The sequence below is a fragment of the Undibacterium sp. CCC3.4 genome (genome assembly GCF_034347425.1).
Taxonomy (GTDB): Bacteria; Pseudomonadota; Gammaproteobacteria; order Burkholderiales; family Burkholderiaceae_D; genus Undibacterium.
On sequence record NZ_CP133779.1, the window covers coordinates 509248 to 521786 of the forward strand.

Genomic DNA, 12539 nt, shown 5'->3' on the forward strand with positions numbered 1-12539 from the left:
AATTTCAGAAAGCAAAATATGAGTCATACAAACGAACTGTCTTTGCTCACTGCGAGCATCGTCAAACCCGCGATGGTCGATGCCTTGCGCAAGCTGCAGCCGCAAATTCAAATGAAAAACCCGGTCATGTTTGTGGTCTACGTCGGCAGTATTTTGACCACAGCCCTGACGGTACAAGCCTTTATCGCCGAGGGTGAAGCGCCGGCCGGCTTCATCCTGGCGGTCAGCCTGTGGCTATGGTTTACGGTCTTGTTTGCCAACTTCGCCGAAGCCTTGGCGGAGGGGCGCAGCAAAGCCCAGGCGGAATCACTGCGCGGTGCCAAGCAAGATGTGCGCGCCAAAAAGCTCAATGTAGCCAAACGCGATGCGACGCAAATGCTGGTCAGTGGTGCCAGTCTGCGTAAGGGCGATATCATCTTGATCGAAGCCGGCGATGTGGTGCCGGCTGACGCTGAAGTGATCGAAGGCGTGGCCTCGGTCGACGAATCGGCGATTACCGGCGAATCGGCACCGGTGATCCGTGAATCGGGCGGCGATTTCAATGCCGTCACGGGCGGCACCAAGGTGCTGTCGGACTGGATCATCGTGCGCGTCTCGGTCAATCCCGGCGAGGCCTTTCTCGATCGTATGATCGCCATGGTGGAAGGGGCGAAACGTCAAAAGACCCCGAATGAAATCGCCCTGACCATTTTATTGGTGGCCTTAACGATTGTGTTTCTGCTGGCAACCGTCACCCTGCTGCCATTTTCGCAATTCGGTGTGCTCGCGTCGGGCGGCGGCCGGGCGGTCAGCATTACGGTACTGGTGGCCTTGTTAGTGTGCCTGATTCCTACCACCATCGGCGGCTTGCTGTCAGCCATCGGTGTCGCCGGTATGAGTCGTATGATGCAGGCCAATGTGATTGCCACTTCGGGCCGGGCGGTGGAAGCGGCCGGCGATGTGGATGTATTATTGCTCGATAAAACCGGCACGATTACCCTCGGCAATCGTCAGGCCTGTGCCTTTTATCCAGCACCGGGCGTGAGCGAAGATGAATTGGCCGATGCCGCACAATTGTCATCACTGGCCGATGAAACACCGGAAGGCCGCAGCATTGTGATTCTGGCCAAGCAAAAATTCGCGCTCCGGGAACGCGATATCGGCGCGCTCGGCGCGGTATTCATTCCCTTCACGGCACAAACCCGCATGAGCGGCGTCGATCTGCAGCAGGGCGGCGTGCAGCGTGCGATACGCAAGGGTTCAGTTGAAGCCACCCGCAGCTACTTTACCGCCCTCGGCCACAGCTTCCCGCTGGCTGTCACCGAACGGGTTGAGCAAGTGGCCCGTCAAGGCAGCACGCCTTTGGTAGTAATCGACGATCAACGCGTAATGGGTGTGGTCGAGCTCAAGGATATCGTCAAAGGCGGCATCAAAGAACGCTTCGCCGAATTGCGCAAAATGGGTATCAAAACCATTATGATCACCGGGGATAATCGCTTGACCGCGGCGGCGATTGCCGCTGAAGCTGGCGTCGATGATTTTCTGGCCGAAGCAACGCCGGAAGACAAACTCAAACTGATCCGTTCGTATCAAGCCGAAGGCAAACTGGTGGCGATGACCGGTGATGGCACCAATGATGCACCGGCCTTGGCCCAGGCCGATGTCGCCGTAGCGATGAACAGCGGCACCCAGGCGGCCAAGGAAGCCGGCAATATGGTCGATCTCGATTCTAACCCGACCAAGCTGATCGAGATCGTCGAAATCGGTAAGCAAATGCTGATGACGCGCGGCTCGCTGACGACCTTCAGTATCGCCAACGATGTGGCGAAATATTTCGCCATCATTCCAGCCGCTTTCGCCAGCACTTACCCGCAGCTTAATGCCCTCAACCTGATGCAGCTCAGCAGCCCGGCCAGCGCCATCATGTCGGCGGTGATTTTCAATGCCCTCATCATCGTGTTTTTAATTCCTTTGGCGTTAAAAGGAGTGAAATATCGCGCCCTCGGTGCCGCCCTGCTGTTGCGTCGCAATTTGCTGGTGTATGGTCTCGGCGGTCTGATCGTTCCCTTCATCGGCATCAAACTCATCGACCTCATCCTGACGCTGTTCGGTCTGGTATAAACAGGAATCATCATCATGAAACTCTTACGTCCCCTGCTGGTTTCCTTCTTCACCCTCTCTTGTCTCACCGGCTTACTGTACCCGCTGGTAGTCAGCGGCATCGGCCAAGTGGCCTTCAGTGATCAAGCCAACGGCAGCCTCATCATCGAGCATGGCAAGGTCGTCGGTTCACGCCTGATCGGCCAAAATTTTTCCGCTCCTGAGTATTTTTGGGGTCGGCCTTCGGCCGCCGGAACCTTTGCTTACAATGGTATGTCTTCCGGCGGCTCCAATCTGGGTCCGACCAATCCGGCCCTCAAAGCAGCGCTGGAAGAGCGCATCAAAGCGCTGCGCGCCGCCGATCCCAGTAATACCTTGGCGATTCCGGTCGACTTGGTGACGGCTTCCGGCAGCGGCCTCGACCCTGAAATCAGTCCGGCCGCAGCGGCCTATCAAATTGCTCGCGTCGCGCGGGCACGGGGCCGCAGTTCGGCGCAAATCACTGCACTGGTCGCCGAACACAGCGTCGGCCCGCAACTAGGCTTGTTCGGTGAAGCACGCGTGAATGTATTGGAATTGAATCTGGCACTCAATAAAATGCGGTAAGCTGCGCTAAGCTAAGTCCTACGCTGGTGCATAACTGCGCCGGCACCCGAATAATCCTACTATGATGAGCAGTAATGATGACCGCGCGCCCCGATCCCGATGCCTTGCTCGATAAAATTCAACGCGAAGAACACAAGCAGCAACGTGGCCGCTTAAAGATTTTTTTCGGTGCCTGCGCCGGCGTCGGCAAAACCTATGCGATGCTGGCGGCCGCCCATGCGCAAATCAAGACTGGTGTCGATGTCGTGGTGGGGGTAGTCGAAACGCATGGCCGCCAAGAGACCCTGCAAATGACGCGCGAGTTGACGCTGCTGCCGCTGCGACAGATCGAATACAAACAAAAATTTCTCGCCGAATTCGATCTCGACGCTGCGTTGGCGCGCCGCCCCGAGCTGATTTTGATCGATGAGCTGGCGCATTCGAATGTCGTCGGTTCGCGCCATGCCAAGCGTTGGCAAGATATCGAAGAATTACTGGTGGCCGGCATCGATGTCTATACCACCGTCAATGTTCAACATTTAGCCACGCTCAATGATGTGGTTGGCCAAATCACTGGCGTGCGCGTGTGGGAAACGGTACCCGATCAGTTTTTCGATTTAGCCGATGAAATTACCCTGGTCGATCTGCCACCCGATGAATTACTGCGGCGTTTGAAGGATGGCAAAGTTTATCTGGAACAGCAGGCGCAGCGCGCGGCGAAAAATTTTTTCCGTAAAGGTAATCTGATCGCCTTGCGCGAACTGGCGCTGCGGCGTACCGCCGATCAAGTCGATGTGCAAATGCGCGATTACCGCGCCGACCAAGCTATCAATCAAGTTTGGCAAGCCAAAGAGCGGCTGCTGGTCTGCATTGGTCCCGATGCCAGCGCCAGCAAGTTAGTACGCGGCGCGGCACGCCTGGCCGCGAGCTTGCGGGCCGATTGGATCGCCGTCTATGTCGAAACGCCGCAGTTACAAAATCTCGGCAAGGTACAGCGCGAAGCCATCGTCAAGACGCTCAAGTTGGCGCAGGAACTCGGAGCCGAAACGACTACTCTGGCCGGTGAACATCTGCCAACTTTATTACTCAGTTATGCCAGCAGTCGCAATGTTTCCAAGCTGGTGGTCGGCAAGTCGCTGCGCCCGCTGTGGCAACGCTTACTGCGTAACAGTTTGGCCGACGAACTGGCGAACCGCAGCAGCACGATCGATGTGGTGATGGTGGGGCATGACCAGGTGGTCGGCAGCAGTCGCGGCGGCATGGCGGCAGCCTATTTTTTAAGTGGAGAAAGCAAGACCCCGACCGGCATCCGCGCTTATTTGTGGAGCGCCGCACTGTGTCTCGCTGCCACCTTGGTCTGCGCCGGGCTGACACATATTTTTGATTTAGCCAATGTGGTCATGCTGTACTTGCTCACGGTGGTGTTCGTGGCGATACGCTTCGGCCGTGGCGCTTCGGTACTCGCCTCGTTTCTCAGTGTGGCGGCGTTTGATTTCTTTTTCGTGCCACCACGTTTTTCTTTCAGTGTCAGCGACAGCCAGTATTTATTCACTTTCGTGATCATGTTGGCCGTTTCTCTGACTATCAGTAATCTGATGGCCAATCTGCATTTTCAAGCACGCATCGCGCAGTCGCGCGAACGCCGCGCTGATGCGCTCTACACCATGACGCGTGCGCTCTCGGGGGCGCTGATGGTGGAACAAATTCTGGAAATCAGCATTGCCCATCTGGCACCGATTTTCCATGCCCGCATCGCCGTCTTGCTACCCGATAGTCATGAGAATGTACGCGACCCCATCGTCGCCGGCAGCCATGCCGCCGACTTGACAGAACTCGACAACAGCGTAGCGCAGTGGGTGTATCAACATGCCCAGCCGGCCGGGCTTGGCACGCCCACGTTGCCCTCGAATGCCGTGCTGTATTTGCCGCTACAAGCGCCGATGCGCACCCGCGGCGTGTTAGCCATTGCCCCGCTCGATCCCGAGCAAATTTTTCAACCGGAACAGCAGCAATTGCTCGATACCTTCGCCGGTCAGATCGCGCTGGCGCTGGAACGTGTCCATTATGTCGAGGTAGCGCAGGACGCCCTGCTCAACATCGAAGCCGAACGGCTACGCAATTCTCTGCTATCGGCCATTTCGCATGATTTGCGCACGCCACTGACCGCCATCGTCGGCTTGGCCAGCACCTTGCACGAGCAAAGCGAGCTGGCACCGGCCACGCGTGCCGAACTGAGCCGGGCGATTCACGAAGAAGCGCTGCGGATGAGCGGCTTGGTCGCCAATTTGCTCGATATGGCACGCTTACAATCAGGTAAAATTCAATTGAACAGCCAGTGGCAACCACTCGAAGAAGTGGTCGGCAGCGCACTGCGGGCCTGCCGCCATAGCCTCACCGGCTGGCCGGTAGAGACGCAGATTCCAGCCGATTTGCCACTGCTATACTTCGACGCAGTATTATTGGAACGGGTCTTGTGCAATCTGCTCGAAAATGCGGCCAAATACGGGGCCGGCAGCATCAGCGTCAGCGCCGCCAAACATGCCGCCGAAGTCTGGGTCAGTGTCACTGACCATGGCCCGGGGTTGCCGGTGGGGGTGCCTATTTTTGAAAAATTCACGCGCGGTACTATGGAATCAGCCAGCCCCGGCGTCGGCTTGGGCTTGGCGATTTGCGCGGGCATCATCAGCGCGCATGGCGGTAAAATATGGGCGGAAGATTTACCGGGCACGGATGGCCACTCAGGTGGTGCCCGCTTCTATTTTTCACTGCCACTCGGGAATGCTCCTGAAATAGAAACCGAATAGCCATGAGCGAAAGTAAAATTCACATTGTCTTGATCGAGGATGAAAAACAGATACGCCGTTTTCTCAGCGCCGCGCTGGAAGCCGAAGGCATGCAAGTGTATGAAAGTGAAACCGGCAAGCAAGGTTTGATCACTTGCGCCACGCGCAAACCGGATTTACTCATCGTCGATCTCGGCCTGCCCGATATGGATGGCATCGCCGTCATCCGCGATGTGCGCAGTTGGAGTGACGTGCCCATCATCGTCCTCTCGGCGCGCACCCTGGAACAAGAAAAAGTGGCGGCGCTCGATGCCGGTGCCGATGATTACCTGAGCAAACCGTTCGGCGCGGCAGAATTGATTGCGCGTATCCGCGCCCATATGCGTAGACGTCAGCCGCTCAATGCGCTGGCCGATGCGAATTTTATCTTCGGCGATATCGTTATCGATTTTTCCCTGCGCAGCGTCACACGGGCCGGGCTGGCCGTGCATCTGAGCCCGCTCGAATACCGGCTGCTGTGTGTTTTGGCACGCAACGCCGGCAAAGTCCTGACGCACCGTCAATTACTCAAGGAGGTATGGGGGCCGAACCACTCTGAGAGCAGCCACTATCTGCGTATTTATATGGCCAATCTGCGCCAAAAACTCGAGCAGCAACCGGCTCAGCCCAAGTACTTTCTGACCGAAACCGGGGTCGGTTATCGCCTGATCACGCAATAAGCGCCGCGCCTGCACTCACCAAGCTAACTCACTGTCATCGTAAGCATAAAAGCGCCCCGATTGCGCCGCCGTTTTAGCATCGATGACGGCCAGCATTTCCGCCGCCGCCACCAGCGCCGGACGCGCACCGGCACCGCCGCGAAACGGTTGCGACAGCGCCGAGCTGACGGTACCGGGATGCAGTGCCAGCAGCACCGCGTTGGGTGCGGTGCGACGCAATTCTATCGCAGCAGTTTTGATCAGCATATTGAGCGCCGCTTTCGAGGCGCGATAACTGTACCAGCCACCGAGACGATTGTCGCTGATGCTGCCAACCTTGGCCGACAGCAGCGCCATCACGCCGCGCTGCGGATCGAGCAAAGGGCTGAAATGCCGCATCAGCAGCGCCGGCCCGAAGGTATTGGCTTCGAAAGTAGCACGCAGTTGCGCATAACTGAGTTCGGCCAGTTTTTTCTCGGGCATGAATTGCTCGGTATGCAGCAGGCCGCTGGCATTGATGATCAGATGGAACGGGCCGCGCGTGCTGACGGCTGCGGCTGCCGCCGCGATGCCGGCTTCATCAGCGAAGTCCAGCGCTGGCTCGGAATGTCGGTGCAGCGCCGTCAGCTCGGCACCGGCTTGGCTGAGTAACTCGACGAAAGCACTACCGATAGCCCCGCTGGAACCGATCACCAGTGCGCGCAGTGGCGTAGGGAAGGAAGTAAGCATCATAGCCATCCGCGCCGCCATTGCGTTTCATCGAGCAGCGATTGCCATGGCACGATGCGCCGTGCGCCGCTGTACACCGCTTCGATTTCTAGCTGTTCGATGGGCGCGTCTGGGGTGTTTGGTGCGTCCGGCGTGATCAGGCGCGTGACCAGAAAATGCTTTTGTTTGGCGACGATGTCGAGTGCAGTCCATTTCGACTGCAGCATTTTTTTCACTTGCGTGGCGTGCATGAATTGTCCTTCTTTAACAACTTAATGGATCGTCGCAAGCGACGATGGAAAAGACTCTGGAAGGGGTTTGCATCCCCTCCCATCGCGTCGCTCCTTCGTCGCTCACCGGCCTGAAGGCCGGGGTTTCAAACCCTAGTCAGATTTTTGATCAATGTGGCAAGGAAGTGTTGATGCATGATAACAGGCATGTGTCGATTGTAAGGGATGCGCGATTTTTGCGTATGACAGGGCGTGTTTTGCAGACAAGCTGGCATACCTACTTGGGAGTATCAGCTACGATATCGCTCAAACTTTCACAGGAGTGCACACATCAATTGGCCTGCGCATATGCTTTCCCTGTCGCCGTCAGCGCACCCTGCTGATCAAACAAAGCCGAACTACCGACTTTGGCATCATGCCAGGCAAATGCCTGCACACAGGCTTGCTGATTCATCCACGACACCGTCGTGCGGATGAATTGATTGACTTCTGCCTGGCTGAATTTATCGGGATGGAGACGACCGTTAGCCGCCGTAGAGGGCGCGAATTCCGTCACCCATACCGGTTTGCCATAAGTGTCGCAGACGGCTTGAATATCCTTGATAAATTTCTTGGCGTCGATGCCTTTATACCAATGCACGGTCACAAAATCGACTTTGGGATAAGCCTTCATGAAGGCCGGCAGCCACGTACCACTGACGGGATTACCGGCCATCGCCGGGCTGCCGAGCCTTGCGGCTTTTTGACTCAACTGCGGCCAATATTGCAGCGCCTCGGGCACGGACAAGGCCGCTTGTTTGGCATTATCCGGCTCATTAAAGCCGAGCACCGTATCGGTATGGATGGGCTGATTCAGGCTGCGTGGAGAAAAAATCATCGGTACAAATTTGACCGGAGTCGTGATGGCCGTTTGCGCGCTCCAGTTATAAAACCAACTAAGCTGCAGCGCTTCTAATTGCGCCGCACCGAGACCGCTTTTCTCTGCCAGCCCGAGGCCTTTTTTATTACCACCATGTTCGGGCTGCACCGGATCTTCATACGCTTGGCACAGTGTCGCCGCAGTCAACAATGCGGCGATCAAGAGAAAGTGTTGGTTTGCTCGTGGCATATTTGTTTCCAGACAGACGCTTACAACTGCTCAAGATTGACACGCCAATACTCGGCTTGCGCGGTGATTTGTTGACGCATGTCAGGATCCATTTTACGCAATTGTGGGTACACCATGCCAATGCGCGGATTGCTCGCCAATTTATCTTCATTGCGACTGAAAAAATCCCAGTACAAGGCATTGTAGGGACAAGCGCGTTCACCGATACGCTGCTTCTTATCGTAATGGCAGCCTTTACAATAGTCGCTCATTTTATCGATGTAGGCGGCGGCACTGACATAGGGCTTGGTCGCCAGCATGCCGCCATCGGCAAATTGGCTCATGCCCAGAGTATTGGGCAATTCCACCCATTCGAAGGCATCGATGTAAATACCGAGATACCAGCGGTGTAAGGCGGCCGGGTCCAAGCCGGCTAACAAGGCGAAGTTACCAATCACCATTAAGCGTTGAATGTGGTGCGCATGGGCTTGTTGCAGCGATTGTTGCAGCACGCTCGCCACGCAGCGCATCTTGGTCGCACCGCTCCAAAACCAACTCGGCAGCGGCCGCTGGTGCTGAAAAAAATTCTCTTCTTCATAGCCGGGCATGCGCGCCCAATACACGCAACGTATGTATTCGCGCCAGCCGAGGATCTGGCGAATATAGCCTTCGGCCGCCGCCAGCGGGGCGTGGCCGGCGCGTGTCGCGGCCTCGACCCTTTGCACCACTTCGTAAGGGGCGAGCATCTTGGTATTGAGGGCAAACGACAACAGCGAATGAAACATACGCCAGGCATGCACACTCATGGCATCTTGAAATTGCCCGAAATAGGGCAAGCCATGCTCGATGAAAGCATCAAGCTGCTGCAGCGCTTCGCTACGATTCAATACCCAGCCGAATTGTTCGGCATTCGGCGCACCGAAACTGGCCACGCCGGCGGCTGTGATGGTTTGCCATAATTGGCTATGATCATGCCGTGGCCGGCGGTCGACCGGCTCAGCCGGCACACCTTTCCAGCTACCACGGTTGTCGGCATCAAAATTCCACTGGCCGCCGAGCGGCTGCTCGTCATCATCGAGTAAGACCCGGTATTGTTTGCGCAAACTGCGGTAAAAATGCTCCTGCAACCATTTCTTACGTCCGGCAAACAATTGCGTGCCGCTATCACGCTCGGTATAGAAGTGTTCGCTGCCGACCATGCTCACGCTGACACCGTCCGGACGATACGCCGCCAGATGCTGATCTAGCCGATATTCATCAGGAGCTTGGTAATCGATATGGTTGGCCGCATACTGCGCCAGCAGCAGATCAAGATTGCCAGCAAAACTATGACGGTTAGCCACGTCATCGATGGCCAGATAGTGAACGCGATGGCCAGCAGCTTGCAACTGACGCGCAAAATCACGCATGGCGGCGAAGATGGCCAGAATTTTTTGTGCATGATGCAGCACATAATCGGTTTCGGAGCGACATTCCATGAGCACATACAAAATCGTCTCATCGCATTGTCGAAACCAACTATGCTGCGGCGACAACTGATCACCGAGGATCAGGCGCAGGCGACTGGTGGTGGCGGTCATCGTCAGCTCCTAGGCTTGATAGCGCAACAAACTCGCTTCAACTTGTGCCGCCAGCACGTCTTGTGAGGCAATCGACATGCCCAATTCATTGAGCAAACCATCTTGCAAGCCGTAGACCCAACCGTGCACAGTCAAGGGCTGCTCACGTAACCAGGCATCTTGCACTACTGTGGTTTGACAGACATTGACGACTTGTTCGATCACATTGAGTTCACATAAACGCTCACTGCGTTCACGCATGGAGAGCGTTTCACCGAGATACCGTTCATGCTTTTGATGCACGTCTTGCACATGGCGCAGCCAATTATCGGCCAGGCCGACGCGTCGTCCGGTCATGGCAGCATGCACGCCGGAGCAGCCATAATGACCACAAATAATGATATGTTTCACGCCGAGCACGTCGACGGCAAATTGTAAAACCGACAGGCAATTAAGATCGGAATGTACGACGACATTGGCGATATTGCGATGAACGAATAATTCTCCGGGCAATAAGCCGAGCAATTCATTGGCCGGCACTCGGCTGTCAGAGCAGCCTATCCACAAGTATTCAGGATTTTGTTGGGCGGCGAGTTTTTTGAAAAAATCAGCATCTTTACTGCGTATCGCCTGAGCCCACAGTCGATTATTTTCGAATAGTTGCGCTGGACTTAATTCTTTACGCATTTGGTCTGTCATCATCTGGCCCTGTATTTGAAACAGGCGTGATTTTAACCTTTCTGGCCGCGCTGCGCCCGGACTTGGCGCAAACTATATCAGTCCGGTCGCTGTCGGGCAGATTAACGGAAGGTGCTGCGTCCTTCGCTCTCGGCCAGCATGGCTTTCTTGAGACCGCTGTCGACCGGGCTTTCACCGAGCCAGATGCGCAGCAAGGCGTTGTAAAATGCGATATCGGGGTACGGTTCGCCCATTTTTTTGCCATTCAAAGAAACGATGGTGCCCACGCCAGGAATCCAATCATTGGTCATGATATCGCCTTTTTTCAGTTCCGGTACCGAAGCAAACAGCTCGCCGAAACGCAGAAATTGCGACGTCAGTTTTGATTTTTCGACTTTATCAGTATTTTTACGAATGCCATCCATGAAACCACGGCCAAAATCTTCATTGCTCAGGTCGCGCAACATGACGATGGTGACACGTCGAGGCCCGGCTGCGGCCAGCACTTCAGGAACCGTGGTTTTTTTCTCGGTCAAATACAGGCCGGCCACATAGACTTTGAATATCGCCTTGTAGCGGATGCCGGCACCATTGAGTTTCAATTCGGTATTGGCCACATGCACCGTGTCATCGAGCTTGATGCCGGCGACTTCGGTGGCAGTTGACAAGGTAGCGCTGACAGCAAGCAACAGCGCCAGGATACAGCGAGGGTAAGCGTGGTAGTTCATTACATGTCTCCGGATAGGATGTGGCAGCGCTGCTGACCGGTATGCTCCGGTGTACGCCGTCCTGTTATATGGTCCACTCGACAGTTTGTCAGGGTGGTCGGTTAGCTTACCTTATCCCTCATTGTTTGCTGTGCTCATTTCCCGAGCACTTCTTCTAAAAAAAAACCTGCCAGATCAAGATCTGGCAGGTTTTTTCCCGTGCGCCTTGTGTGGCGCAGGTTTTACTCAAAGAACTTTTTGACTTTATCCATCCAGGTTTTACTCTGTGGATTATGCTTGGCACCGCCTTCTACCGTCAGCAACTCAAACTCGCGCAATAAATCTTTCTGTTTATCCGTCAGCTTCACAGGCGTTTCGATCACGACGTGGCAGAACAAGTCGCCGGCATAACCGGAACGTACCCCTTTGACGCCCTTGCTACGCAAACGGAAAGTTTTACCCGACTGGGTACCCTCCGGCACGGTAAACGAAGCTTTGCCACTTAAAGTGGGAACTTCGATATCGCCGCCCAGCGCTGCCTTGACAAAGGAAATCGGAATTTCGCAATGCAGATCGTCGCCTTCGCGTTGGAACACCGGATGCTGCTTGATGTGAATTTCCACATACAAGTCGCCCGGCGGGCCACCGTTAACACCGGGCTCACCGTTACCGGAAGAGCGAATGCGCATGCTGTCATCAATCCCGGCCGGGATTTTGACTTCCAGAGTTTTGTTGCGTTTGATACGACCGACACCGGCACAAGTAGGACATGGTTCCGGAATCATCTTGCCAGTGCCATGGCACTTAGGACAAGTTTGCTGAATACTGAACATCCCTTGCTGCATGCGTACCTGGCCATGTCCGGCGCAGGTGGTGCAAGTGACCGGCGAGGTACCCGGCTTGGCACCGGAGCCGTGGCAGGTGTCGCAACCATCCCAGCTCGGTACCCGGATAGTCGTGTCGAAACCATTGGCAGCCTGTTCCAAGCTGATTTCCAAGTTGTAACGCAAATCGGCACCGCGATATACCTGCGGACCGGCGCTGCGACGGCCACCGCCGCCGCCACCGAAGATATCGCCGAAGATATCGCCGAAGGCATCGGCGAAACCGCCACCATTGCCACCGCCACCACCGCCACCCATATTCGGATCGACACCGGCGTGACCGTAACGGTCATAAGCATCACGCTTCTGGCTGTCGGACAGCATCTCGTAGGCTTCTTTGCCTTCTTTGAATTTTTCTTCCGCGGCCTTGTTATCCGGATTGCGGTCCGGATGGTATTTCATCGCCAGCTTGCGATAAGCCTTTTTGATTTCTTCTTCTGAGGCGTTTTTACCGACTCCGAGAATTTCATAAAAATCACGCTTCGCCATCTCTTGTTAACCTCTTTAATAAGCGCCGACTTAAGCGCAAACGCCGGGCCGG

11 protein-coding genes are annotated in these 12539 nt (G+C 55.6%); 4 read left to right on the forward strand and 7 right to left on the reverse strand.

The features are described 5' to 3' along the window. Positions 1–18 precede the first annotated feature (18 nt). The 4 genes from kdpB (at position 19) to kdpE (ending at position 6166) form a co-directional block, all read left to right on the forward strand. The gene (gene kdpB / locus RHM61_RS02460; protein ID WP_322249550.1) at positions 19–2100 is read left to right on the forward strand and encodes a potassium-transporting ATPase subunit KdpB; all 2082 of its coding nucleotides are present in this window, start codon (positions 19–21) and stop codon (positions 2098–2100) included. A 15-nt stretch (positions 2101–2115) separates the two neighbouring features. Then, positions 2116–2685: a potassium-transporting ATPase subunit KdpC gene (gene kdpC / locus RHM61_RS02465; RefSeq protein WP_322249551.1), complete on the forward strand. Its 570-nt coding sequence runs from the start codon at positions 2116–2118 to the stop codon at positions 2683–2685. Positions 2686–2759: 74 nt separating this feature from the next. After that, positions 2760–5468: a DUF4118 domain-containing protein gene (locus RHM61_RS02470; protein ID WP_322249552.1), complete on the forward strand. Its 2709-nt coding sequence runs from the start codon at positions 2760–2762 to the stop codon at positions 5466–5468. Positions 5469–5470: 2 nt separating this feature from the next. After that, positions 5471–6166 (forward strand): two-component system response regulator KdpE, encoded by a 696-nt coding sequence (gene kdpE, locus RHM61_RS02475; RefSeq protein ID WP_322249553.1) that lies wholly within the window; start codon positions 5471–5473, stop codon positions 6164–6166. Between the two features lie 15 nt (positions 6167–6181). Here kdpE and RHM61_RS02480 read toward each other — a convergent pair whose 3' ends face one another. From RHM61_RS02480 to dnaJ, 7 genes are all read right to left on the reverse strand, one after another. Continuing rightward, positions 6182–6877, reverse strand: a complete 696-nt coding sequence (locus RHM61_RS02480) for an SDR family NAD(P)-dependent oxidoreductase (protein WP_322249554.1) — start codon at positions 6875–6877, stop codon at positions 6182–6184. Then, the gene (locus RHM61_RS02485; protein WP_322249555.1) at positions 6874–7104 is read right to left on the reverse strand and encodes a TIGR02450 family Trp-rich protein; all 231 of its coding nucleotides are present in this window, start codon (positions 7102–7104) and stop codon (positions 6874–6876) included. Before RHM61_RS02485 ends, RHM61_RS02480 begins: the two co-directional genes overlap by 4 nt. A gap of 310 nt (positions 7105–7414) precedes the next feature. Beyond that, a complete protein-coding gene (locus RHM61_RS02490) occupies positions 7415–8191 on the reverse strand; it encodes a glycosyl hydrolase (protein WP_322249556.1) in 777 nt (258 codons plus the stop codon). Positions 8192–8211: 20 nt separating this feature from the next. After that, a complete protein-coding gene (locus RHM61_RS02495; protein ID WP_322249557.1) occupies positions 8212–9750 on the reverse strand; it encodes a cryptochrome/photolyase family protein in 1539 nt (512 codons plus the stop codon). A 9-nt stretch (positions 9751–9759) separates the two neighbouring features. Continuing rightward, a complete protein-coding gene (can, locus tag RHM61_RS02500) occupies positions 9760–10428 on the reverse strand; it encodes a carbonate dehydratase (protein ID WP_322249558.1) in 669 nt (222 codons plus the stop codon). Between the two features lie 101 nt (positions 10429–10529). Further along, the gene (locus tag RHM61_RS02505) at positions 10530–11135 is read right to left on the reverse strand and encodes a chalcone isomerase family protein (RefSeq protein ID WP_322249559.1); all 606 of its coding nucleotides are present in this window, start codon (positions 11133–11135) and stop codon (positions 10530–10532) included. Positions 11136–11356: 221 nt separating this feature from the next. After that, complete coding sequence (dnaJ, locus tag RHM61_RS02510; RefSeq protein ID WP_322249560.1) at positions 11357–12487, reverse strand: molecular chaperone DnaJ; 1131 nt, start codon at positions 12485–12487, stop codon at positions 11357–11359. Positions 12488–12539: the final 52 nt, after the last annotated feature.

Excerpts from the sequence above, each read along its gene's own strand:
- kdpB (WP_322249550.1), top strand. The coding sequence starts at position 19 with ATGAGTCATACAAACGAACTGTCTTTGCTCACTGCGAGCATCGTCAAA.
- kdpC (WP_322249551.1), top strand. The coding sequence starts at position 2,116 with ATGAAACTCTTACGTCCCCTGCTGGTTTCCTTCTTCACCCTCTCTTGT.
- RHM61_RS02470 (WP_322249552.1), top strand. The coding sequence starts at position 2,760 with ATGATGACCGCGCGCCCCGATCCCGATGCCTTGCTCGATAAAATTCAA.
- kdpE (WP_322249553.1), top strand. The coding sequence starts at position 5,471 with ATGAGCGAAAGTAAAATTCACATTGTCTTGATCGAGGATGAAAAACAG.
- RHM61_RS02480 (WP_322249554.1), bottom strand. The coding sequence starts at position 6,877 with ATGATGCTTACTTCCTTCCCTACGCCACTGCGCGCACTGGTGATCGGT.
- RHM61_RS02485 (WP_322249555.1), bottom strand. The coding sequence starts at position 7,104 with ATGCACGCCACGCAAGTGAAAAAAATGCTGCAGTCGAAATGGACTGCA.
- RHM61_RS02490 (WP_322249556.1), bottom strand. The coding sequence starts at position 8,191 with ATGCCACGAGCAAACCAACACTTTCTCTTGATCGCCGCATTGTTGACT.
- RHM61_RS02495 (WP_322249557.1), bottom strand. The coding sequence starts at position 9,750 with ATGACCGCCACCACCAGTCGCCTGCGCCTGATCCTCGGTGATCAGTTG.
- can (WP_322249558.1), bottom strand. The coding sequence starts at position 10,428 with ATGACAGACCAAATGCGTAAAGAATTAAGTCCAGCGCAACTATTCGAA.
- RHM61_RS02505 (WP_322249559.1), bottom strand. The coding sequence starts at position 11,135 with ATGAACTACCACGCTTACCCTCGCTGTATCCTGGCGCTGTTGCTTGCT.
- dnaJ (WP_322249560.1), bottom strand. The coding sequence starts at position 12,487 with ATGGCGAAGCGTGATTTTTATGAAATTCTCGGAGTCGGTAAAAACGCC.